The 23,489-nt window shown below is 67.9% G+C and carries 18 protein-coding genes; 7 read left to right on the forward strand and 11 right to left on the reverse strand.

From position 1 onward, the window contains the following. The first annotated feature begins 10 nt into the window (after window positions 1-10). The 5 genes from ACQKIP_RS07140 (at window position 11) to ACQKIP_RS07160 (ending at window position 4,836) form a co-directional block, all read left to right on the forward strand. Window positions 11-532, forward strand: coding sequence for a protein jag (locus ACQKIP_RS07140; RefSeq protein ID WP_135332061.1), 522 nt, complete (start codon window positions 11-13; stop codon window positions 530-532). A gap of 99 nt (window positions 533-631) precedes the next feature. Beyond that, on the forward strand, window positions 632-1,348 hold the full coding sequence (gene rsmG / locus ACQKIP_RS07145) for a 16S rRNA (guanine(527)-N(7))-methyltransferase RsmG (RefSeq protein ID WP_361193803.1): 717 nt from the start codon (window positions 632-634) through the stop codon (window positions 1,346-1,348). 367 nt (window positions 1,349-1,715) lie between these two features. Further along, window positions 1,716-2,792 (forward strand): ParA family protein, encoded by a 1,077-nt coding sequence (locus ACQKIP_RS07150; RefSeq protein ID WP_361193801.1) that lies wholly within the window; start codon window positions 1,716-1,718, stop codon window positions 2,790-2,792. Next, entirely contained in the window at window positions 2,789-3,913 is a 1,125-nt protein-coding gene (locus ACQKIP_RS07155) for a ParB/RepB/Spo0J family partition protein (RefSeq protein WP_365859375.1), read from the forward strand. The genes ACQKIP_RS07150 and ACQKIP_RS07155 overlap by 4 nt, the downstream gene beginning before the upstream one ends. Window positions 3,914-4,218: 305 nt before the next feature. Continuing rightward, window positions 4,219-4,836 (forward strand): GNAT family N-acetyltransferase, encoded by a 618-nt coding sequence (locus ACQKIP_RS07160; protein WP_365859377.1) that lies wholly within the window; start codon window positions 4,219-4,221, stop codon window positions 4,834-4,836. Between the two features lie 108 nt (window positions 4,837-4,944). On the opposite strand, the gene trxA is transcribed toward ACQKIP_RS07160, so the two are convergent. The 7 genes from trxA to ACQKIP_RS07195 form a co-directional block, all read right to left on the reverse strand. After that, window positions 4,945-5,277, reverse strand: a complete 333-nt coding sequence (gene trxA, locus ACQKIP_RS07165) for a thioredoxin (RefSeq protein ID WP_135332065.1) — start codon at window positions 5,275-5,277, stop codon at window positions 4,945-4,947. A gap of 43 nt (window positions 5,278-5,320) precedes the next feature. Further along, entirely contained in the window at window positions 5,321-6,280 is a 960-nt protein-coding gene (trxB, locus tag ACQKIP_RS07170; RefSeq protein ID WP_361193792.1) for a thioredoxin-disulfide reductase, read from the reverse strand. Window positions 6,281-6,462: 182 nt separating this feature from the next. Next, on the reverse strand, window positions 6,463-7,455 hold the full coding sequence (locus ACQKIP_RS07175; RefSeq protein ID WP_365859380.1) for a hypothetical protein: 993 nt from the start codon (window positions 7,453-7,455) through the stop codon (window positions 6,463-6,465). Continuing rightward, complete coding sequence (gene sigM / locus ACQKIP_RS07180; RefSeq protein ID WP_427742417.1) at window positions 7,452-8,162, reverse strand: RNA polymerase sigma factor SigM; 711 nt, start codon at window positions 8,160-8,162, stop codon at window positions 7,452-7,454. The genes ACQKIP_RS07175 and sigM overlap by 4 nt, the downstream gene beginning before the upstream one ends. 56 nt (window positions 8,163-8,218) lie before the next feature. After that, window positions 8,219-9,931 (reverse strand): protein kinase family protein, encoded by a 1,713-nt coding sequence (locus ACQKIP_RS07185; RefSeq protein ID WP_365859383.1) that lies wholly within the window; start codon window positions 9,929-9,931, stop codon window positions 8,219-8,221. A 118-nt stretch (window positions 9,932-10,049) separates the two neighbouring features. Next, window positions 10,050-12,323 carry a murein biosynthesis integral membrane protein MurJ gene (gene murJ, locus ACQKIP_RS07190; RefSeq protein ID WP_365859385.1) on the reverse strand — a complete coding sequence of 758 codons (2,274 nt, stop codon included), beginning with the start codon at window positions 12,321-12,323 and terminating at the stop codon, window positions 10,050-10,052. A gap of 47 nt (window positions 12,324-12,370) precedes the next feature. Continuing rightward, window positions 12,371-14,716: a DUF6049 family protein gene (locus ACQKIP_RS07195; protein ID WP_365859387.1), complete on the reverse strand. Its 2,346-nt coding sequence runs from the start codon at window positions 14,714-14,716 to the stop codon at window positions 12,371-12,373. A 192-nt stretch (window positions 14,717-14,908) separates the two neighbouring features. Here ACQKIP_RS07195 and ACQKIP_RS07200 point away from each other — a divergent pair, with 192 nt between their 5' ends. Beyond that, window positions 14,909-16,351, forward strand: a complete 1,443-nt coding sequence (locus ACQKIP_RS07200) for a CCA tRNA nucleotidyltransferase (protein ID WP_365859389.1) — start codon at window positions 14,909-14,911, stop codon at window positions 16,349-16,351. A gap of 102 nt (window positions 16,352-16,453) precedes the next feature. Here ACQKIP_RS07200 and ACQKIP_RS07205 read toward each other — a convergent pair whose 3' ends face one another. The 4 genes from ACQKIP_RS07205 to ACQKIP_RS07220 all read right to left on the reverse strand — a co-directional run bounded on the left by ACQKIP_RS07205 (window position 16,454) and on the right by ACQKIP_RS07220 (window position 20,205). Continuing rightward, window positions 16,454-16,930: an LppU/SCO3897 family protein gene (locus tag ACQKIP_RS07205; protein ID WP_365859391.1), complete on the reverse strand. Its 477-nt coding sequence runs from the start codon at window positions 16,928-16,930 to the stop codon at window positions 16,454-16,456. 113 nt (window positions 16,931-17,043) lie between these two features. Beyond that, window positions 17,044-18,300, reverse strand: coding sequence for an MFS transporter (locus ACQKIP_RS07210; protein ID WP_365859393.1), 1,257 nt, complete (start codon window positions 18,298-18,300; stop codon window positions 17,044-17,046). Between the two features lie 76 nt (window positions 18,301-18,376). Further along, window positions 18,377-19,459: an inositol-3-phosphate synthase gene (locus tag ACQKIP_RS07215; protein ID WP_365859395.1), complete on the reverse strand. Its 1,083-nt coding sequence runs from the start codon at window positions 19,457-19,459 to the stop codon at window positions 18,377-18,379. Window positions 19,460-19,518: 59 nt separating this feature from the next. After that, entirely contained in the window at window positions 19,519-20,205 is a 687-nt protein-coding gene (locus ACQKIP_RS07220; RefSeq protein WP_365859397.1) for a PadR family transcriptional regulator, read from the reverse strand. Between the two features lie 373 nt (window positions 20,206-20,578). Here ACQKIP_RS07220 and ACQKIP_RS07225 point away from each other — a divergent pair, with 373 nt between their 5' ends. Next, window positions 20,579-23,305 carry a transglycosylase domain-containing protein gene (locus ACQKIP_RS07225; RefSeq protein WP_365859399.1) on the forward strand — a complete coding sequence of 909 codons (2,727 nt, stop codon included), beginning with the start codon at window positions 20,579-20,581 and terminating at the stop codon, window positions 23,303-23,305. Window positions 23,306-23,489 lie beyond the last annotated feature (184 nt).

Genomic DNA, 23,489 nt, shown 5'->3' on the forward strand with positions numbered 1-23,489 from the left:
AGTCCATCCCGTGACGGAAGGCACCACCGCCCCCGCCGAGGCCGAGGTCGAGGCCGGCGACACTCTCACCCGTCTTGAGCAGGAGGGTGAGATCGCGGCGGACTACCTCGAGGGTCTGCTGGACATCGCCGATCTCGACGGCGACATCGACATGGACGTCGAGGCCGACCGCGCCGCTGTCTCGATCATCAGCGACTCGAACAGCCGCGATCTGCAGAAGCTCGTCGGCCGTGACGGTGAGGTCCTGGAGGCGCTCCAGGAGCTGACGCGTCTCGCGGTGCACCGTGAAACCGGTGACCGCAGCCGCCTGATGCTGGACATCGCGGGCTACCGCGCCAAGAAGCGCGAGGAGCTCTCCGAGTTGGGCGCCAAGGCGGCGGCCGAGGTGAAGAGCTCGGGCGAGCCGGTCAACCTCAAGCCGATGACGCCCTTCGAGCGCAAGGTCGTGCATGATGCGGTCAAGGCCGCCGGTCTGCGCAGCGAGTCCGAGGGCGAGGAGCCGCAGCGCTTCGTCGTCGTGCTTCCTGCCTGATCGCGCGTTGTTTTCCCGGCCCCGTCTGTTCGCAGGCGGGGCCGGTCTTTGTCAGCCTGATAGTCAGCCACACCAGTGCGGTACGGAAGGACGGTCCTCGTGACGGAGGCAGCGGAGCTCCCCTCGGCGCCCGAGCAGGCCCGGGCGGTATTCGGTGAGCGCTTCTCGGACGCGGTCCGGTACGCGGAGTTGCTGGCCGACGCGGGAGTGCAGCGCGGGCTGATCGGTCCACGCGAAGTGCCCCGGCTGTGGGAGCGGCATCTGCTGAACTGCGCCGTCCTCTCCGAGGTCGTCCCCGAGAACGTGATGGTGTGCGATGTCGGGTCGGGGGCGGGTCTGCCGGGCATTCCGCTGGCTCTCGTCCGGCCGGACCTGAAGATCACGCTGCTTGAACCGCTGCTGCGGCGGACGACCTTCCTGACCGAGGTGGTCGAGCTGCTCGGCCTTGACCACGTGACCGTCGTGCGTGGTCGTGCCGAGGAGGTGCTCGGCAAGCTGCCTCCCGTCCACGTGGTGACCGCGCGGGCCGTGGCGCCGCTGGACCGCCTCGCGGCCTGGGGCGTGCCGCTCCTGCGCCCGTACGGGGAGATGCTGCTGCTCAAGGGCGACACGGCCGAGGAAGAGGTCAAGGCCGCAGGGGCCGCCCTGAGCAAGCTCGGCGCGGTGACCACTTCGGTGCTGCACGTCGGTGAGGGTGTGGTGGACCCGCTGTCCACGGTCGTGCGGGTCGAGGTCGGGGAGAGCCCCGGTGGTGTGCGGTTCGCGGCCAAGCGCGCGAAGGCGGCCCGGACGGGGCGGACCCGGCGTCGTCGCTGAGGGCTGCTGCCCCGGCACCCCCTGACTTCTCCGCCTTCTCCGTCTCCTCCGCTTTCTCTGCTCCGCTCCTCTTCCGCTCATGAGTGGTCGGACTCTCGTCGTTCATCCGTCCTGACGACGAGCCGTACTCCACACAAGCTGCCAAACGTACGCATACCGGGGTGTCGCACCAGCGGCACCCCGGCTGCCGTGCATCGTGTTTCACGTGAAACGTCGCTCACTGCTGCATGGCATCATCAGTCGCGGCCGCGCTGCGGAACCTCGCGATCGGCGGCCACTCGGTTCCCTCGATAAGGGAACGGAGTTGTCCACAGAGGTGGATTCGTCCACAGAAGACCGGGCCTCGCTGGTTCATGACCCTCAAAGCATGGGAGGCTCTGTTCATTGCGAGCCTGAAGTCGAGGAGAGTGAATCCTTGCGGTCCGACGCCAACATCGCGGGACCGATGACCGATCCGGTCCCCGGTCCCCGTACCGAGTCGGCGGGGGAGGATGTTTCACGTGAAACACCGCCCCCGATGGACGACACCCCCATCGGTCGTGCTGCCCAACTGGCGGTGGAAGCCCTGGGCCGTGCAGGCGAGGGCCTGCCACGACCCGAGCAGACCCGAGTCATGGTGGTTGCCAACCAGAAGGGTGGAGTAGGCAAGACGACGACAACCGTCAATCTCGCCGCTTCGCTCGCTCTGCACGGCGCGCGCGTCCTGGTCGTCGACCTCGACCCGCAGGGCAACGCCTCCACGGCTCTGGGGATTGACCACCACGCCGAAGTGCCGTCGATCTATGACGTGTTGGTCGAGAGCAAGCCGCTGTCCGAAGTCGTACAGCCGGTGCCCGATGTCGAGGGACTCTTCTGCGCCCCGGCCACCATCGATCTCGCCGGTGCGGAGATCGAGCTGGTGTCGCTGGTGGCGCGGGAAAGTCGCCTGCAACGAGCGATCCAGGCGTACGAGCAGCCGCTGGACTACATCCTCATCGACTGCCCGCCGTCGCTCGGTCTGCTGACGGTCAACGCCCTGGTCGCCGGCGCGGAGGTACTGATCCCCATCCAGTGCGAGTACTACGCACTGGAGGGCCTGGGCCAGCTCCTGCGCAACGTGGACTTGGTACGGGGGCACCTCAACCCCAACCTGCACGTCTCGACGATCCTGCTCACCATGTACGACGGCCGGACCCGGCTCGCCTCACAGGTGGCGGACGAGGTGCGCAGCCACTTCGGCGAAGAGGTTCTGCGGACGAGCATTCCGCGCTCGGTCCGTATCTCCGAGGCGCCGAGCTACGGGCAGACGGTGCTGACCTACGATCCGGGTTCGAGCGGCGCCCTCTCGTACTTCGAGGCGGCCCGGGAGATCGCGCTACGCGGCGTCGGTATTCGCTACGACGTACAGCACGCCCACATGGGCGCCCAGAATGATCAGCACAGCACGACGGAGGGGATGCAGTGAGCGAGCGACGGAGAGGGCTGGGTCGTGGACTCGGCGCCCTGATCCCTGCGGCCCCGACGGAGAAGTCGACCGCCCAGGCCATGGGTGGAGCTACGGCCTCACCCGGTGCCGCACCCGTACTCACGGCTGAGCGGGGGGTGGCGGCCGCGAAGGTGGCGGCGCTCCCGCAGAGCCCTGTTTCACATGAAACGGAGCAGCCGTCGAGCGCAGCGGTGGAGCCTGAGGAGAGCTCGGTCGGCGCGCACTTCGCCGAACTGCCGCTCGACTTCATCACGCCCAACCCGAGGCAGCCCCGCGAGGTATTCGACGAGGACGCCCTCGCCGAGCTCGTGACCTCCATCAAGGAGGTCGGGCTTCTCCAGCCTGTCGTCGTACGCCAGGTGGAGCCCTCACGCTATGAGCTCATCATGGGTGAGCGGCGCTGGCGGGCTTGCCGTGAGGCCGGTCTCGAGCGCATCCCGGCGATCGTCCGCGCGACGGACGACGAGAAGCTTCTCCTGGACGCGCTCCTCGAGAACCTGCACCGTGCGCAGCTGAACCCGCTGGAAGAGGCCGCCGCCTACGACCAGCTGCTCAAGGACTTCAACTGCACGCACGACCAGCTGGCGGACCGCATCGGCCGCTCCCGCCCGCAGGTCTCGAACACGCTGCGCCTCCTCAAGCTGTCGCCGGCGGTGCAGCGCAGGGTGGCTGCCGGAGTGCTCTCCGCGGGTCACGCCCGTGCCCTGCTGTCCGTCGAGGACTCGGAGGAGCAGGATCGCCTGGCGCACCGGATCGTGGCCGAGGGGCTCTCGGTGCGGGCCGTCGAGGAGATCGTTACCCTCATGGGTTCGCGGCCGCAGAGCACCCCGCGGGCCAAGGGGCCGCGTGCGGGCGCTCGGGTGTCGCCGTCGCTGACCAACCTCGCCACTCGTCTCTCCGACCGGTTCGAGACCCGGGTGCGGGTGGATCTGGGGCAGAAGAAGGGCAAGATCGTCGTCGACTTCGCCTCGCTGGACGACCTGGAGCGCATCCTCGCGACGCTCGCCCCGGGCGAGGGTCCGGTCCTGACGAACGGGCTCGCCGAGGAATCCGCCGACGAGTCCGCCGAGGACGGTACGGCCGAGGGCGAGAAGGGCTGAGCCTCGTCAGCTGACGCTGAGAGCGGGCCGTGTCCGGTGTGTACCGGAACACGGCCCGCTCTTTGCTTTCTTACGGTATCGGTGCAATCGCATCGTGGATACGATGCGATTGGGTATGGCGCATCCAGCTGGCGGCACCTCATTGGGGAGGGGAGGGCCATGCGATCGGTGAGCCGCACCGGATTGATGACTGCGGGCCTTGGGCTGGGAGCAGTCGGCGGATTCGTCGGCAGCCTGCTGAAGGAACGGAGCGCTCTGACCGCCGCCCGTGATGCGGCGGGCGAAGGAAGTGAGGAACAGCCTTCATGGGGCGTCGGCTCGTACCGCTCACGCTGGACAACCTTCCGGACCTTCCCCAGCGTTGCCGGACGTGTGTCTTCTGGGAGCTGGATCCGGTCAGGGGCCAGGCCGCGGTAAAGGCCGGTACGCCAGAGCTCGAGAAGGAGGCGTGGATCTCCGCCGTCCTGCTGGAGTGGGGATCCTGCGGCCGAGTCGTCTACGTCGATGATGTTCCGGTCGGCTTCGTGCTGTACGCCCCGCCGGCGTACGTGCCTCGTGCCACTGCCTTTCCGACGAGCCCTGTGTCGCCCGATGCCGTGCAGCTGATGACCGCTTGGATCATGCCGGGATACCAGGGGCAGGGGATCGGCCGCGTCATCGTTCAGACGGTCGCGAAGGATCTGCTGCGGCGCGGTTTCAAGGCGATCGAGGCCTTCGGCGATGCCCGATGGGAGAAGCCCGCCTGCGTGCTGCCGGCAGATCATCTGCTTGCGGTGGGGTTCAAGACCGTCCGTCCCCATCCCTCGTATCCACGGCTGCGGCTTGAGCTGCGGACGACGCTCTCCTGGAAGGAGGACGTCGAGATGGCGCTCGACCGGCTGCTCGGGGCGGTGCAGAAGGAGCCCGTGCTCCGACCGCTCTGATCTCCCCCTGCCAATCCCTGTCATGCGAATGGGCCAACCCCGGAGGGTTGGCCCATTCGTGTTTCACGTGAAACATCGCCCACGCGCCGCTTGCGGCGGCGTCGCTCGTTACTCGGCGATGAAGTCCGCGAGGTCGCGCTCAAGAGCGGCCTTCGGCTTGGCGCCGACGATCGTCTTGGCCACCTCGCCGCCCTGGTAGACGTTCAGGGTCGGGATGGACATGACGCCGTACTTGGCAGCGATGCCCGGGTTCTCGTCGATGTTGAGCTTGACGATCTCGATCTTGTCGCCGTGCTCGGCCGCGATCGCCTCGAGGGACGGCGCGATCTGGCGGCACGGTCCGCACCAGGCGGCCCAGAAGTCCACCAGGACGGGCTTGTCGTTCTTCAGGACGTCTTCCTCGAAGGAGGCGTCGGTCACGTTCTTCAGAGTGCCGGCCACGGCGGGCTCCTTAACTTGGTGGTGCGGTGGGGAGGATGGGATGTCAGACGGTCGCTGCGGCCGTCTCGCTGTCCACGAGGGCCGCGAGGAACCGCTCGGAGTCGAGGGCGGCGGAGCAGCCGGTGCCGGCCGCCGTGATCGCCTGGCGGTACGTGTGGTCGACGACGTCACCGGCGCCGAAGACGCCGGGCACGTTCGTCCGGGTCGACGGCGCGTCGACCTGAAGGTAGCCCTCGTCGTCCAACGTGAGCTGGCCCTTGAAGAGCTCCGTGCGCGGGTCGTGGCCGATGGCGATGAACAGGCCGGTGACGGGCAGCTCGGAGGTCTCGCCCGTCTTCAGGTTGCGCAGCGTCAGCCCGGAGAGCTTCTGCTCGCCCTTGATCTCGGCGACCTCGCTGTCCCAGATGAAGCTGATCTTCGGGTCGGCCAGCGCGCGCTCCTGCATCGCCTTGGACGCACGCAGGGTGTCGCGGCGGTGCACGATCGTCACGGACTTGGCGAAGCGCGAGAGGAAGGTCGCTTCTTCCATCGCGGTGTCGCCGCCGCCGATCACGGCGATGTCCTGGTCTTTGAAGAAGAAGCCGTCGCAGGTGGCGCACCACGAGACGCCGCGGCCGGAGAGCGCGTCCTCGTTCGGCAGGCCGAGCTTGCGGTGCTGCGAGCCCGTCGTCACGATCACGGTCTTCGCGCGGTGCACGGTGCCCGCCGTGTCCGTCACGGTCTTGATCTCCCCGGTGAGGTCAACGGAGACCACATCGTCCGGCACCAGCTCGGCGCCGAAGCGCTCCGCCTGTGCCCGCATGTTGTCCATGAGGTCGGGGCCCATGACGCCGTCCTGGAAGCCGGGGAAGTTCTCCACCTCGGTGGTGTTCATCAGCGCACCGCCGGCGGTGACGGCGCCCTCGAACACCAGGGGCTTCAGCGACGCTCGCGCGGTGTAGAGCGCCGCCGTGTAGCCGGCGGGCCCGGAGCCGATGATGATCACGTTACGGACGTCGGTCACGGCTTGATTCCTCGTCTCTGGAGACTGCTGCGTACTGCTGGTGGGTGCCTGTCTCAGGTCTCTCACCCCACCCAACGGATCCTACGGGGCATGCATTCCCGACGTGTCCGAGCGCACGGAAGCATGTCAGGGACGCCAGGATGCCACGCTCAGCCGAGTCTCCCGCCGAGGCGGTGTGAGGGTCAGGGCCGCGTGTAGGAGTTGGTCAGCAGCACCTTGCCCGCAGCGCTGTCGGACGACGCCTTGTCCACGCAGGCCGCGTCGATCACGTACGCGGAGACCTTCGTGCTGTCGGAGTCATGGGACGCCACGACGAGGTAGGCGTCCTTGCCCTTGTAGGTGCCCTCTTCGGCGGCGAGCGGAGTCCTGTTGCCCAGGCCGAGCTGGATGCACTGCGGGACGGTGACGGTGGCCTCGCGCTTGGGCACCGTCTTGTCCTTCGGAGACTCCGGGCTGGAGCGCACGTCGAAGGACGGCTTGTCGCTGCCGGAATCTGGACCGACGGTGGGTGACTTGGCGAGCAGGTCGGTCACCTGGCCCTTGAGCTTGCCCTCGGAGAAGGCATGCGCGGAGTCGCCGTGCTCCGATGCCGTGTCGCTCTTGCCGCCCGAGTCGCCGCCCACGTTCTGTATCAACAACGAACCGAGGCCGATGGCGGCCGCCGTGAGGACGGCGCCGAGCACTACGTTGCGGCGACGGCCGTACCGGAAGCGGCTTCCGCGTCCGGGACCCGTGGCGGCGCGAGAGTGTCCTGCGGGCCGGTCCACGGGTGGGCCGGAGGCAGGGGTGCGAGACGGTGCGGACGACTCGGAGGACTTCCGGGGTTCATCGGCGGCCGACGATGTTTCACGTGAAACACGTGAGGTGGCCGCAGGCGCGAGCGGATCGGGTTCGATCGATTCGGCGGAGCCGGGTGCGATGGAGTCCAGCAGTGCTTCCGCCGCCAGTGCCGCGTCGATGCGTCCGGCGACATCGGCCGGCATACGTGGCGGCCCGGGCAGCGTGCCGAGCATGCCGCGGATCTCTTCGAGGGAGTCGTAGACATCGGCACAGAGGGTGCAATCGTCCAGGTGCCGTCGCACGTCGACGGTCCGGGACGGGGGGAGCAGCCCCTCGGTGAGGTCGGAGATCTCAGCGACTTCTGGGTGCCCGGCCGAGTCGGTCGTGGTTGTCACGCTCGCCCACCTCCGCCCTTCACAGCAGCTGAATCGCTTGGTCCCGTATCCCGTGGCCCCGCTGCAGGTGGGACGGATGTCCCCTGCGTCCGGTTCCTTCCCGGGCCCGACTTCTTGCCGTCCTTGTCGTCGCCGCTGTCTCCAGGCCGCGTGCGTGTCTCCGCGCGCAGATGGGTGAGCAGCGGCAGCAGTCTTGCTCTGCCGCGTGCGCAGCGGCTCTTGACGGTGCCGGTGGGTACCTCGAGCACCTGGGCCGCCTCGGCCACCGGATAGCCCTGCATGTCCACCAGGACGAGGGCGGCGCGCTGGTCGTGCGGCAGGGTGCCCAGCGCCTCGATGAGCTGGCGGTGCAGATCACCCCGCTCGACGGGTGCCTCCGCTGACTCGTGCGGTTCGAGGAGCTGCTCCAGCCGTTCGGTGTCGTCGATGGGTGAGGTCTTGCGGGAAGCAGCCTTGCGAGCCCGGTCGAGGCAGGCGTTCACGGTGATCCGGTGCAGCCACGTCGTGACGGCCGACTGGCCGCGGAAGGTGTGGGCGGCACGGTAGGCGGATACCAGGGCGTCCTGGACCGCGTCAGCGGCCTCCTCGCGGTCGCCCAGCGTGCGCAGGGCCACGGCCCACAGGCGGTCGCGGTGGCGCCGGACGAGCTCACCGAAGGCGTCCTTGTCACCGGCCACGTGGGCGGCCAGGAGTTCCTGGTCGCTCATCTCGCCGTGCCTGGTGTCGTCCACCGTCGAACCCCCTCCCCCGGTGAGCTTCGGCCTCAGCCTGCGAACTTCACATCCGTGATGGCCTGCTTGTACCCAGCGCTGCTGTACTCATCACGGGGTGACTTCGGCACATCGGTGAGCCAGACCAGCACGTAACGCGTCGTGACCGGCTTCTTCGCCTTGATCTGGGCGCTCTTGCCCGAGGTCGTGACGGTTCCGATCTTCTTCATCGAGCTCGGAGGCGTCGACGAGGACATCGAGTTCGCGGCGTACAGCTCGACCGTCGTGTGGTCGCCGGGATAACGAAGCCCGAGCGACGCCGTCGACACGTCCTCTTCCTTGCCGAGGTCGTAGACGATCCCGACGCCGGGCTTGTACGGAGCCAGCTTGGGGCCCTCTATGAAGCTCTTGGACCGCCAGTACGTCGACTCGTCGCCGTCGTATGTGTTGGGGACGCCCTGAAGGTCCTGCGGGCCGCCGTCAAGGATGTACTCCTCGCCGCTCGCGATCTTGATCGGATGCGCGGTCTTCGGCTCGCTCTTGTCGCCCTCGTCGGAGGTGTCCGAGCTGCCGGGCTCATCGGAGTTGTTGCGGTCCATGAGGGCGTCCGCCAGCTGCCAGCTGCCGAGTCCAAGGGCCGCAATCAGAAGCGCCGACACGGCCCACTTGAGGGCCTTTCCGGTACGGCTCTGCAGCGGGGGCGGCGGGGTCGGGATCGTCTGGGTGGCGCCCGGAGGCCGCGGCGTGGTGCGGCCGTACGTGCCCTGCTGATAGGTCGTGCGCTGGTACTCGGGCGGTGCGGTGAACACGGGCTCGGGCGGGCGGATGCGCGGCATCTCGCCGATCGCCTTCACCAGCTCCTCCGGCGTCGTGCACGGCGGCTCCTGGCGGGAGGCCGTCGCCCCGTCGTTCACCAGCGCGCGCATGGCGAGCTCGGAGAGGCCCCTGTGCACGCCTGCGCGCACCTGGTCGGGTGCGATGAGGCCGACGCCCTTGGGCAGCCCGGAGAGGCCGTACGCGTCGTCCTCGTACGGCCAGCGCTGGGTCAGCGAGGCGTACAGCAGTGCGCCGATCGCTTCGGTGTCCGTGCGCTGCGGGGTGTCCGAGCTGATGCCGCGGAGTGCAGCGTTCACGGCGAGGCCGCGGATGCGGTACTGACCGGTGGACGTCCGCAGCACCGCGCTCGGGGTCAGCCGCAGGTGGGCGAGACCCTCACGGTGGGCGGCCGCCATGGCCTGGGCGACCTGACTGACGAGCTGGTACGCGTCGTGCGCCTCCAGAGGGCCCGCCGCGAGCAGCGCGGTGAGTTCCGTGGCGTCGGGCAGCCATTCGTGCACCACATAGACGAGGTCGTTCTCCTCGACCGCGTCCAGGACGTGCACGAAGCGGGGGTCGCCGAGCAGCGCCGACGAGCGGGCCGCGGCGAGTACTGATCGTGCCCGGGGATGATCGGCGGGCAGCAGATGGACTCCGACGGCACGGCGGAGCTTCTCGTCCACCGCACGCCAGCTGCTGAAACCGTCCAGACGGGTGACGCACTCTTCGAGTCGATAGCGTCTGGCGAGCTTGTGGCCGCTGTGCAGCTCGGGGGGTGATGCCGCCCCCGGGCTCGTGGGCTCATCGGTTTCAGCCGTGCCTTCTTCTGCCGTTTCCCGCTCCCGGGTCTGGGCCACCCCGTCGGCCGTGGCCTCGTCCGCCTTCGCGGTCAGCGGCTCATCGCCGCTGTTGTCTGCCACGTCGACGGCAGCCGTGCTCCGTTCCGCCACCGTCGTTCCTGCCTCCCCATCCATCGCGCTTCGTCAGACGCCAAAGCCAATTGTGCCCACAGTCCGGCGCTATGCACGACACGCAGTAGCCGGTGATGGTTGTGCGAACTCCTCGATCTCACCGTCCGAGACGGCCGCGGACCATCCCGACCATGGAATTCAGCTCCGCAATCCGCATCTTTCGGGCGGCGACGAAGAAGACGCCCCCGAGGACGACTCCACCGACGACCAACGCGATGAGCGAACCACCGGCGCCGTCCCCCAAAGCCTTGAGAATCCCGTAGCCGACGGCTCCGGCGAGGATCGCCGCCGGGATGCACGCCATGGCGAGCCGGGCGTACGTACGCAGGACGTGAGTGCCGTCCAGGTCGCCGCCGAGACGGTTGCGCAGCCTGCGCCAGGCGACGCCGACACCCACCGCGTAGGCGAGGCCGTACGAGGCGGCCATTCCGACCACAGCCCACTCGGCGGGCAGGAGGACGTAGGCGAGTGCGCTTGCCGCCGCGTTGACGGCGGCGACGATGACTGTGTTGTAGAAGGGCGTCCGGGTGTCCTCGTAGGCGTAGAAGCCGCGCAGAACGACGTACTGGACCGAGTACGGAATCAGGCCCAGTCCGAACGCCATCAGGACGTAGCCCATGGACTGGGCGGCCTGGCTGCCGCTGGAGGCGAACAGCAGGGTGCACATCGGGATGCCGAGAGCCACGAACGCAAAGGCGACCGGGACGATTGCCACCGCGGATGTGCGCAGTCCCTGCGAGATGTCGTCGCGGACGGCGCCGGGGTCGTTGTCGTGGGCCGCCCGCGAGATGCGGGGCAGCATGGCCGCCATGACGGACACGGTGATGATGGCCTGTGGCATGCCCCAGATCAGCTGGGCGTTGGAGTAGGCCATGATGCCCGTGCCGTCCTTGCCGGAGGCCTTGCCCGCGGCGGTGGCCAGCTGGGTGACGACGAGCACGCCGGCCTGGTTGGCGAGGACGAAGAGCACCGTCCACTTGGCGAGCTTGGCCGCCTTGCCGAGTCCGTGGCCCTTCCAGTCGAAGCGGGGCCGGAACCGGAAGCCCGTCTCGCGCAGATAGGGAATCATCGCCAGGGCCTGGACGACCAGACCGAGCAGAGTTCCGATGCCCAGGAGACGGACACCGTCCGCCGGGATCGTCTCGACCTTCATCCCCGAGTCACCGGATGTTCCGTAGACCCAGATGAACAGGCCGAACGTGAAGATCATGACGATGTTGTTGAGGACCGGAGTCCACATCATCGCGCCGAACTTCCCGCGGGCGTTGAGGATCTGCCCCATCACCACGTGCACGCCCATGAAGAAGATCGTGGGCAGGCAGTAGCGGGCGAAAGTGACCGCGACGTTGTTGGCCGGCGGATTGTTCGCGATGGGGGTCGACATCAGCTTGATCAGCAGCGGCGCCGCGAAGACCGCCAGGGCGACGATGAGGCCGAGCGCGACCATGACGAGGGTCAGCAGGCGGTTGGCGTAAGCCTCGCCGCCGTCCTCGTCGTCCTTCATGGAGCGCACCAGCTGCGGAACGAAGACCGAGTTGAGGCCGCCGCCGACGGTCAGGATGTAGATCATCGTTGGGAGCGTGTACGCGACGGTCCAGGCGTCACCGAGCGTCGCGGCGCCGAGAGCCGCAGTGATCACCATGGTGCGCACGAAACCGGTGAGCCGGGAGACCATCGTGCCCGCGGCCATCACCGCGCTCGACTTCAGCAGGCTCGCCGCGCGTCCGCCGCCGCCCGACTTCGGGGGGGCCGGAGCGGGGGCCGGGGGAGCTGCCGGGGCCGGGACCATCGGGGGCTCGGCGGGCTGGTAGCCGCCCTGAGGGGGGTAGCCGCCCTGCTGCTGGTAGCCGTTGCCCTGGGGATACCCGTTGCCCTGGGGGTAGCCCTCCTGCTGGTAGCCGACAGGCTGCTCGCGGTAGCCGCTGGGCTGCTGGTCGCGGAAGAGATGGGCGAAGGCGTCCGGCTCGTGGCGTTCCTCGCCGGAATGGGTGACCAGGTCATCGACGCCCACGAACTGCGTCGTACGGGCGTCGTCGCCGTACGGGAGGTGCCGGGTCGGGCCTTCGGGCTCGGGGGCCGGGGTCTGGGCCCACACGCGGGGGTCCGGGGCGTGCTGCGGGGAGGGCGGCTGGGCGTAGAGCGGCTGGGGGTCCTGGTAGTAGCCGGGAGGCGGCGGGGGGTGCGCGGAGCGGTCGTAGAGGGCCTCGGTCACCGGGTCCTGTGCCGTGAGGTCCTGAGCCCGGTAGGGATCCTGGTCGTAGGCGTCCTGGAGGTACAGGTCCGGGGCAGGCTGCGGTGGCACCTGCTCGCCCTCAGGAGGACCGGCGTCGCCGGCCCCCTGGCCACGGTCACCGTCGTACGGCGCGTTCATGGATTACCCCACCTCATCGTCCCCGGGCCCACCGGCCACGACATCGCTCAACGGTCCACTCTCTCACCCGTGTCCGACGGGTCGGCGCTTTCCGGAGCGGTGTCCGGTGTCGGGTCACTCGGCTGCTCGGGGTCGTCCTCCCCCGGTTCCGTGCCGGACTCGCCGTCGGGGCCGTCCTCCGGGTCTTCCTCGGCCTGCTGGCGGGCGGCCCGCTTGCGCTGGGTGTACATCCGGAATCCCGCGAGCACCAGGAGCAGCACGCCGCCCGCGATGACCAGCATCACGGTGAGGGTGATCTCGGTGACCTTCACGTCGAAGTGGACCGCGTCGCCGTACGGCTGGCCGTCCTGGGTGTAGAGCTGGGCGTAGACCTCGACCGGGCCGTTGGCATTGGCGGTGGTGGTGAACTTCACCGACTGGGCGTGCCCGCCGGCGACCTTGACCGGCTGCTCGTAGTAGGCCTTGTCGCCGATCTTCAGACGGGTGGGGTTCGACGACGTCAGGCGCAGAACCAGGTTGTCGACGCCCTGGACCAGGTTGTTCTGCACCGTCACCGGGATCGTCGCGCTGCGTCCGGAGAGCTTCGCGTCGGACTTCGAGATCAGCGCCACCTGTTTGACGAGCGTGTTCAGGTACGTTGCCACGCCCTGGCGGAATGTCCCCGCCTCACCGGCCCGGCCGCGCCAGGACGTCGACATCTCGCGGTCTATGGCCCGACCGAAGGGCGTGATCACGCGGTCGGGCTCGCTGAGGATCGTCTGGAAGCGGTTGAGCTTGTTCTGGGTGCTCTGGATGGACTTGAAGGCCGCCTTCGGCAGCTCCTGCTTGCGCAGCGACGTCGGATAGGACCCGGCCGAAGGCACCTGGGTCGAGGCCGCCGAGTCCGGCTTCGCCTTGGCGGCCGCCGACAGGCCCTGCGGTTCCGACCAGCGTTCGTCGGAGAGGGCGGTGAGTGCCTTCGCCATCGTCTGGGCCTGGCTGGCGGACGGCATGCGTTGCGGGGCGACGACGATGTTGCGCTGCTTGTCCGGACTCTGCAGCGTGACCATCAGGCTCTGGGCTAGGAACTTCTGTGTGGCGAGCGTGGAGCTCTCGGCCCCCGTCATGTCGCCCTGGAAGGCCGTGGAGAGGCGGGCGTCGGCCACCACGGCCGTGGTGCCGCCGCCGATGGGGCGGGCCGCGTTGGGCGTGTACGGCAGCCCGCTGGACTCGCGCAGGCTGTCGCTCCGGGCGATCACCGTGTGGGCACCGGCGGAGGTGGCGACATCGACGATCGACGGATCGAGGGCGCCGTTCACGGGCCAGGCGAAGTCCGACTGAGGCTTGACGTGGAGGGTGACCTCCACGGCCTTCGCCCCCGCATCGGTGGCGTCCTTGAGCTGGCCCAGTGAGCCGGTGACCGTCCTGCCGTTGTGGGCGAGCGAGGCGAGGTCGGGGTCGGCGAAGGGCAGAGCGACGACCTTCTTGTCCTTCACGGTCTGCTCGAGCTTGTTGAGCCAGTCCCTGGCGAGCGCCTGGTGCTTGCCCGCGGTGGTGCCCTTGCCGTCGGCGTCCTGTACGCGGTAGCTCCGCGTCATGCGGTCGACCGAGGTCAGCAGGTCGGGGTCGATGACCCAGGTGACGTCGAGCTCGCTGCCCTTGGACAGCATCTGCTCCAGGCGACCGCCCGGAGCGAGCTCCTTGGCCAGGTCGTCGTCCGTGAAGACGGGCGTCTGCTGTTCGTCCGAGCCGGTCTCCGCAGTGAGGTGCGAGGTGGAGATCAGCGGCCACAGGACGGTCGTCTTGGTCTTCGTGTCGGCGGCGTCCGGATGCCACGGCAGGAAGGTCCGCTCGAAGCCGAGCACCTGGGACCACGGCTGTGCGCTGGTCCGGCCCGTCAGCGAGACACCGAGCTGGTAGACGCCGTCTTCGCCGAGGTCCAGAGCCTTGACCGGCACGGAGATGCTGAAGTCCTGCGGAACGCCGGGGGCGAGCTTGGAGAACTTCTCGACGTACTTGCCGCCGACCTCCGTGCCGTCGGTTCCCTGCTGGTAGCCGGTGCGCTTGGCGGCGGAGTCGATCGCGCTGCGGCCGCTCAGGACCGGCCCCAGGCGCAGCCCGACCTCGGCTCCCGTCACCGGCTGCTTGCCGTCGTTGGTGACCGTCCCGCGGACGGTCACGGTGTCGCCGTCCGTCGGAGCGGCGGGTGTGAGGGAGTCGAGCGAGACGTCCACGGTTCTCGAACCGGTGGCACTCGCCGCCGCGCTCGGTGCCGCGGCGTGCGCGGTCGGCTCCGCCGACAGCTGCAGCATGCCGGTCAGCAATGGGGCCGCAGCCAGCAACGCTGCCGTACGCCGGAGCCACCGGCGGGCAGGTGAGGGACTGGTCCCCGGGTAGTCTGCCGCCTCGGCCACGCGTTGCCCGTCCTCGTCGTCGTCAGTGGTCGTCGGTTGTGCGTCCACGCATGGTAACGAGGTGCGCTGTGGCGAAGTGCCGCGGACTGCTCCACATGATCGGAAGACCTGGCCGGAGAGGGGCGCGCGGCCCGGGCAGCCCGCCGAAAACCGGGCGGCCGGGGGTGTCCGGGGCACGTACCCTTTTCTGTTGTGCCGAACGCCAATGAAGAAAATCCCAGCGCACTGAGCCAGGTGCAGCGCCGCGCGGTCAGCGAACTGCTGCGTGTGTCCCCTGTCGCGGACGACCTTGCCCGCCGTTTCCAGGAGGCCGGGTTCTCCCTTGCCCTGGTCGGCGGATCGGTCAGAGATGCGCTCCTTGGCCGGCTCGGCAACGACCTGGACTTCACGACCGATGCCCGCCCCGAGGACGTGCTGAAGATCGTCAGGCCGTGGGCGGACTCGGTGTGGGAGGTCGGGATCGCCTTCGGCACGGTCGGGAGCCAGAAGGACGGCTACCAGATCGAGGTGACGACCTACCGGTCCGAGGCGTACGACAGGACGTCGCGCAAGCCCGAGGTGTCGTACGGCGACTCCATCGAGGAAGATCTCGTACGCCGTGATTTCACGGTCAACGCGATGGCCGTCGCGCTCCCCGAGAAGGACTTCATCGACCCGCACGGCGGTCTCGAGGACCTGGCAGAGCAAGTCCTGCGCACCCCGGGCACCCCGGAGGACTCCTTCTCCGATGATCCGCTGCGGATGATGAGGGCCGCACGGTTCGCCGCGCAGCTGGACTTCGAGGTGGCTCCGGACGTCATCGCCGCGATGAAGGCGATGGCCGAGCGCATCGACATCGTCTCCGCTGAGCGTGTGCGTGACGAATTGAACAAGCTGCTCCTCTCGCCGAACCCGGCGAAGGGACTTGCTCTACTTGTCGACACAGGTCTCGCCGACCGTGTGCTGCCCGAGCTTCCGGCCCTGCGCCTGGAGAGTGACGAGCACCACCGTCACAAGGACGTCTACGACCACTCGCTGATCGTCCTGGAGCAGGCGATGGCGCTGGAGGAGGACGGCCCGGACCTGACGCTGCGGATCGCGGCGCTGCTGCACGACATCGGGAAGCCGCGGACGCGGCGCTTCGAGGACGACGGCCGGGTCTCCTTCCACCACCACGAGGTGGTGGGCGCCAAGATGGCAAAGAAGCGCATGACGGAGCTCAAGTACTCGAACGAGCTCGTGAAGGACGTCTCGCGGCTTGTGGAGCTGCACCTGCGCTTCCACGGCTATGGGACGGGTGAGTGGACGGACTCGGCCGTCCGGCGCTATGTACGCGACGCAGGCCCTCTCCTCGGCCGGCTGCACAAGCTGACCCGGTCCGACTGCACGACGCGCAACAAGCGCAAGGCCAATGCGCTGTCGCGCGCGTACGACGGTCTTGAGGAGCGCATCGAGCGGCTTCAGGAGCAGGAGGAGCTGGACTCGATCCGTCCCGACCTGGACGGCAACGAGATCATGGAGGTCCTGGACGTGCGGCCAGGGCCGGTGATCGGCCAGGCCTACAAGTTCCTGCTTGAGCTGCGCCTTGAGAACGGGCCGATGGAGCGGGACGCGGCGGTCGCGGCGCTCAAGGAGTGGTGGGTCGAGCAGGAGTGAGGCGTGGAACGGTGCGATGTTTCACGTGAAACATCGCACCGGATCCGGACATGCGAAGGGGGCACTGTTTCACGTGAAACAGTGCCCCCTTCGCGTATGCCGTTACTTGTTCTTCAGGCAGAGCACCACGTCGTGGCCGCCACCGGTCTGGTAGTAGGAGACCTCGGTCCCCTTGACCGCTTCGCACTTGCTGACGCTGCTGGTGTTGTCGAACTTCTCGATGACCTCGAACTCGGCGTCGCTCGAGGAGCAGTCGGTGTTCTTCAGGTCCGGCGCGGACTGCGTGCCCTTGTTGTGCAGGCAGTCGCCGACGGCGGTGGTCTCGGCATCGCTCTTGCCCAAGTACCACTTGCCGACGGCGATCAGGATGCCGACGACTATGACGCCACCGATCCGCAGGACCAGCTTGTTGACGCGTCGGCCGCCACTCGGAGCGGCCGGAGGCGGAACCGGGGCGCCCTGGTTGTACGGCGGGTAGGGCTGCTGCGGAACGCCGGGCTGGCCGGGCTGTCCCGGCTGGCCGGGGTGCGGCTGCACGCCCTGGCCGTAGGGATTCTGGCCCTGGGGCGGTGTGGTCACTTGGGGGTCCCCCTAGAACGAAAGCGCGATGGCGCGGATGCGACGTCCGTAAGTTATAGGGAGGGAGTGACATCTCTGAAGTTCAGGGTGGCACTGTGGCATTGATGTGACACTTACTGCGCGTCAAACCTGGCCATAGCGGCAGCAATCGCTGCGTAGATAACGGCCACCGTGACCACCAGAGGGACCGACCGCCCGTCAGGCGGCAGTATCAGGGCGGCTACTCCTGCCGCGCCGACGAACGCGACGTTGAACAGGACGTCGTAGACCGAGAAGATCCGGCCACGGAAACTGTCGTCCACCGCCGACTGCACCACTGTGTCCGTGGCGATCTTTGCTCCCTGTGTCGTCAGGCCCAGCAGGAACGCGGCGATCAGCAGCGGGACGGGGGTGAACGGGAGGGCGAGCGCCGGTTCCAGGATCGCCGCGGCGCCCGCGCAGGCCACGATCCAGCCGCCGGCCGTCAACCGGCTCACCGCCCAGGGAGTCACCACGGCCGCCGCGAAGAAGCCCGCCCCCGAGACCCCCACGGCGAGCCCGAGCAGGGCGAGTCCGTCGGACTCCGAGGACGACCATGCGTACCGGCAGAGCATCAGGACCATGACCGACAGGGCGCCGTAGCAGAACCGCATCAGCGTCATCGCGAGGAGCGCGCGGGCAGCCGGGCGTCGCTGCGACAGATGTCGCACCCCGGCCATCAGGTCCCGTGCCGTACCGGCCAGCGCCGTCGCGAGCCGCGGCCTCATCAGCTCGGGGTCCGGACCGAGCAGCTCACGCGCCATCCGCAGCGAGGCGAGCGCCGCACAGAGGTACAGGGCGGCCCCGAGCAGGACCACGGTCGCGTCCGAGTCGGGACCCACCAGGCGGACGACGAAGGCGAGACCGCCGCCCACGGTGGCTGCCAGCGTCCCCGCGGTCGGTGAGAGGGAGTTGGCCATCACCAGGCGCTCGGAATCGACCACCCGGGGCAGCGCCGCCGAGAGCCCGGCGAGAACGAAACGGTTCACGGCCGTGACGCAGAGCGCGGAGGCGTAGAAGAGCCAGTCGGGCACGCCGCTCAGCATCAGCACCGCGGTCACCGACGCAAGAGCGGCCCGCAGCAGATTGCCGTACAGAAAGACCTGCCGGCGTGGCCAGCGGTCGAGGAGCACACCGGCGAAGGGGCCGATCAGGGAGTAAGGAAGGAGCAGCACCGCCATCGCGGAGGCGATCGCGGCCGGCGAGGTCTGCTTCTCCGGGGAGAAGACGACGTAAGTGGCCAGGGCCACCTGATAGACGCCGTCCGCGCCCTGGGAGATCAGCCGGACGGCGAGCAGGCGCCGGAAATCCCGCAGACGCAGTAATACGCGCAGGTCACCGACGACAGCCATGGTTCACAGCCTCACATAGGGGAAGGGCCCCCGGCAGATCACCGGGGGCCCTCAACAACTGTTCGAACGGCGAGCTTTAGCGCTCGACCTCGCCCTTGATGAACTTCTCGACGTTGTCGTACGCCTCGTCGTCGAAGTACTGCACCGGAGGGGACTTCATGAAGTACGAGGACGCGGAGAGGATCGGGCCGCCGATGCCGCGGTCCTTGGCGATCTTCGCGGCGCGCAGGGCGTCGATGATGACACCGGCCGAGTTCGGCGAGTCCCAGACCTCGAGCTTGTACTCGAGGTTCAGCGGGACGTCACCGAAGGCGCGGCCCTCGAGGCGGACGTACGCCCACTTGCGGTCGTCGAGCCACGCGACGTAGTCCGACGGACCGATGTGGACATTGTTCTCGCCCAGCTCGCGGTCACGGATCTGCGAGGTGACGGCCTGCGTCTTCGAGATCTTCTTGGACTCGAGGCGGTCGCGCTCCAACATGTTCTTGAAGTCCATGTTGCCGCCGACGTTGAGCTGCATCGTGCGCTCGAGACGGACACCGCGGTCCTCGAACAGCTTTGCCATCACGCGGTGCGTGATGGTGGCGCCGACCTGGGACTTGATGTCGTCACCGACGATCGGGACGCCAGCCTCGGTGAACTTGTCGGCCCACTCCTTGGTGCCGGCGATGAAGACCGGGAGGGCGTTGACGAAGGCGACCTTGGCGTCGATGGCGCACTGCGCGTAGAACTTCGCGGCGTCCTCGGAACCCACGGGCAGGTAGCAGACGAGGACGTCGACCTGCTTGTCCTTGAGGATCTGGACGACGTCGACGGGGGCCTCGGCGGACTCCTCGATGGTCTGGCGGTAGTACTTGCCCAGACCGTCGTGGGTGTGGCCGCGCTGGACGCTGACGCCCTTGTTCGGCACGTCGCAGATCTTGATGGTGTTGTTCTCGCTGGCGCCGATGGCGTCCGAGAGGTCGAGGCCGACCTTCTTGGCGTCGACGTCGAAGGCGGCGACGAACTCGACATCACCGACGTGGTAGTCGCCGAACTGGACGTGCATCAGGCCCGGGACCTTGGTGTCCGGGTCTGCGTCCTTGTAGTACTCGACGCCCTGGACCAGCGAGGCGGCGCAGTTGCCCACGCCGACGATGGCTACGCGAACCGAACCCATTCCGGTTGCTCCCTGTGTGATTCGTGTATTCCGGATGAGACCCTGCGGATCGCGGGGTCTCACTTGGCGGTGTCATCGGACGGATCCGGCGGCGGGTTCTCGCCCCGCCGCCGGGGCAGGCCGCCCGACTCCCCAGATGTGCTGTCGTGCTGAGCGGAGCTGTCCGGGGCGGACCGTTGCTGGTCCCGTCCCGCTCGCTCGCTCTCGATGAGCTCGTTCAGCCAGCGCACTTCGCGCTCCACGGACTCCATTCCGTGCCGCTGCAGCTCAAGCGTGTAGTCGTCCAGGCGCTCCCGGGTACGGGCCAGGGAGGCGCGCATCTTCTCCAGACGCTCCTCGAGGCGGCTGCGACGCCCCTCGAGGACCCGCATGCGTACGTCCCGCGATGTCTGCCCGAAGAAGGCGAAGCGGGCGGCGAAGTGTTCGTCCTCGTACGCGTCGGGGCCGGTCTGGGAGAGCAGATCTTCGAAGTGCTCCTTGCCTTCCGCCGTCAGCCTGTAGACGATCTTGGCGCGGCGCCCGGAGAGCGGGGCCGCGAGGGCCTCCTCGGGGGTACCGCTCGATTCCTCGATCAACCAGCCGTTGGCGACCAGCGTCTTGAGGCAGGGGTAGAGCGTCCCGTAGCTGAAGGCGCGGAACACTCCCAGCGAAGTATTGAGTCGTTTACGCAGCTCATAGCCGTGCATCGGGGACTCGCGCAGCAGGCCGAGCACGGCGAACTCGAGGATGCCGGAGCGTCTGCTCATCTTCGCCTCCCGTCTGCCAGCGTCTGTCGACACGGTCTTTATGCCGAGCTGATGTATCGACTCGATACATCGAGACGATAGAACGGCCTCCTTGATGAGACAAGGGGGGAAACGGTGAACGGCGTCACATCACCGATTCGTAGGAAGTAACTTGCCTGATTTGGGGTGAACTTCTGCCCTAAGTGGGTTTTGACGGTGCGTAGTCTGTGCGCCATGCAGACCGCCGGGAACCAAGTGACACCTGAGGGCGTCGTTGTCCCTGGTGTAGTGCGGGTGAGTGCCGGGAGGGACTCATACGTACTTCGGGGGGACCGGAAACCAGCCGCCGTTTCCAGGCGCGGATACCTGCGCCTGCCCGAGGAGTAATCGTTCGATGAGCGAGCACCGTCGCAAACCGCCGCAGCCGCAGGGCGGCGGACGCGCCGCGGCCAGACGCGGCGTCCCAGGCGCGTCGTCGGGTCGCCGCGCGGCACCGCGTGGCGCCACTGGATCGCCCTCTTCCTCAACCGGCTCGCACGGATCGGGGGCCCCCGACGACGGGGACCGGTCCTACGGCGGCCGTGCCGAGGCTCGTCGTGCCGCACAGCGCAGCGGTTCCGTAGGCTCCGGCGGTCGCCGCAGGGCGTCCGACGGCGCCGGTGCCGGGCGCGGAGGCGGTCGGCGCGGTGGCGGTGGCCCGAATGGGCCCGGCCGCGGCCGGGGTCGTGGCGGCCACGAGCCCCGAAAGAAGCGGTTCATCGACTACCCGCGCGCGGAGAAGGACGGCCTGCGTCGCTGGGTGCCGTCCTGGCGCCTGGTCACCGGCCTGTTCGTCGGTTTCCTCGGAAGCCTGATGGCGGTCACGGGGATCGCCTACGCCTTGGTGGGAGTTCCCAAGGTCGACGACGCGGCCAAGGCGCAGAACAACGTCTATTACTGGAACGACGGCAAGCAGATGGTCGCGACCGGTGGTGAGACGAACCGCCAGATCATCGACTACGAGGACATCCCCAAGGAGATGCGCACCGCCGTCATCTCGGCCGAGAACAAGACGTTCGAGGACGACAAGGGCGTCGACCCCATGGGCATCACGCGTGCCCTGGTGAACATGGCCAAGGGCGGAGAGACCCAGGGTGGCTCCACCATCACCCAGCAGTACGTGAAGAACGCGCGCCTGGGCGACCAGTCGCAGACGTTCACGCGTAAGTTCAAAGAGCTCTTCATCTCCATAAAGGTCGGTCGGCAGGTCTCCAAGGAAGAGATCATGGCGGGCTACCTCAACACCGCCTATTACGGCCGCGGGGCCTATGGCATCCAGGCCGCCGCCCGCGCCTACTTCGGCGTGGACGCCAAGGAACTGAACCCCAGCCAGAGCGCGCTCCTGGCGACGGTCCTCAAGGGCGCCACGTACTACGACCCCGCGGGTTCACCCGAGGTCGACCCCGCTGCCTCGCCCGATGCCAACAAGGCCAGGGCCACCAAGCGCTGGAAGTGGATCCTCGACGAGGAAGTCAAGGACGGCCACCTGACCGCCGAGAGGCGGGCCAAGTACACGAAGTTCCCGAAGCTGGAGAACCCCCGCTCCAACGCCCAGCTGGGCGGGCAGATCGGTTATCTCGTCGACCTGGCCAAGGCGTACGTGATCAACAACAGCGATGGCCAGATCACGGCCAACGATCTTCAGCAGGGCGGCTACGAGATTCACACGACCTTCGACAGGAAGAAGGTCGAGAAGCTCGAGAAGGCCGTGATCAAGGTCCGCAAGGCGAACCTCAACACCAAGCTGCGACCGGACAAGGACAAGCACGTCCAGTTCGGTGGCGCGTCCGTGAATCCCGAGAACGGCGCGATCGAGGCCATCTACGGCGGTGAGGACGCGACCAAGCACTTCACCAACAACGCGGACCAGACCGGTGCCCAGGTCGGCTCCACGTTCAAGCCCTTCGTGCTCGCGGCGGCGTTCAAGGACGGAACGCGCGACCCGGACGGATTGCCGGATCAGGGCGAGGGCGAGCGCACCATCGTCAACCCCAAGAGCCTCTACAGCGGCAAGAACAAGCTCAAGATCCAGAACTACGACGGCAGTATCTGGAAGGACAAGGAAGGCAAGGAGTGGCTGCAGACCAACGATGGTGGTGCGGACTACAACGCGCCGACCTATCAGATTGATCTCCGCGAGGCGATGCGGGAGTCGGTCAACTCCGCCTATGTGCAGCTCGGCATGGACGTCGGTCTGGACAAGGTGAAGGCGGCGGCCATCGACTCCGGCATCAAGGAGAACAGCCTGGCCAGCGCCAATTACCCGTCCTTCTCGCTCGGTACGTCCTCTCCGAGCGCGATCCGGATGGCCGGCGCCTACTCCACCTTCGCGAGCAGCGGCAAGCAGAACGATCCGTACTCGGTGAAGGAAGTCGAGCACAAGGGCAACACCGTCTACGAGCACGAGACGCAGACCAAGCGGGCCTTCGACGAGACGGTTGCCGACAACGTCACCGACGTCCTTCGGACCGTCGTCGACAAGGGCACAGGCACCTCGGCGAAGCTGAGCGGCCGCCAGGTCGCGGGCAAGACCGGTACGACCGACGGCAACAAGTCGGCCTGGTTCGTCGGGTACACCCCGCAGCTGTCGACCGCGATCAGCATGTACCGGCTCGACGACAACGAAGGGAACAAGAAGCGAGAGTTCCTGGAGATGTTCGGCACGGGTGGCCAGAAGAAGATCCACGGTGCCTCGTTCCCCGCGGAGATCTGGCACGACTACATGGAGCAGGCCCTCAAGGGCGAGTCCGTGATCAACTTCCCCGTGCCGAAGGAGATCGGCAGGGTCGTCGGTGAGACTCCGCCGCCGACCCCGACCCCGACCCCGTCGAAGACCGAGGAGCCGGAGAAGTCACCCACGCCGACCCCCTCGGACACCGGGACTTCTCCGACTCCCTCCGGAAGCCCCGACCCGAGTGAGTCCTGTTCCGACTGGGAATGGCAGTGCGAGAACGACGGTGGTGCCACGGAAGGCGGGGACACCGACGGCAGTACCGGCGGCGAGTCGCCACCGACCACGCCTGATCCGCCGGGCCAGAACGGTGGAGACGACGGAGGCTTCATCCGCGGATCGTCAGGCTGACGGAGACTCCCCACGCGGGTGTTTCACGTGAAACGTACGGTTTCACGTGAAACATGCGCAGGGGAGCGTCGATACGGGCCGGAGAGGGGCGCCCCCAACCACCACTCGTTGGGGCCCCGCCGCGTTATCATGAGGGGGAAGGGGACTAGGTGGTCATCCAACAACACGCACAACACCACCCACA

Origin of the sequence: Streptomyces sp. NPDC059900 (assembly GCF_050270335.1) — a bacterium.
In the GTDB taxonomy this organism is placed as follows: domain Bacteria; phylum Actinomycetota; class Actinomycetes; order Streptomycetales; family Streptomycetaceae; genus Streptomyces.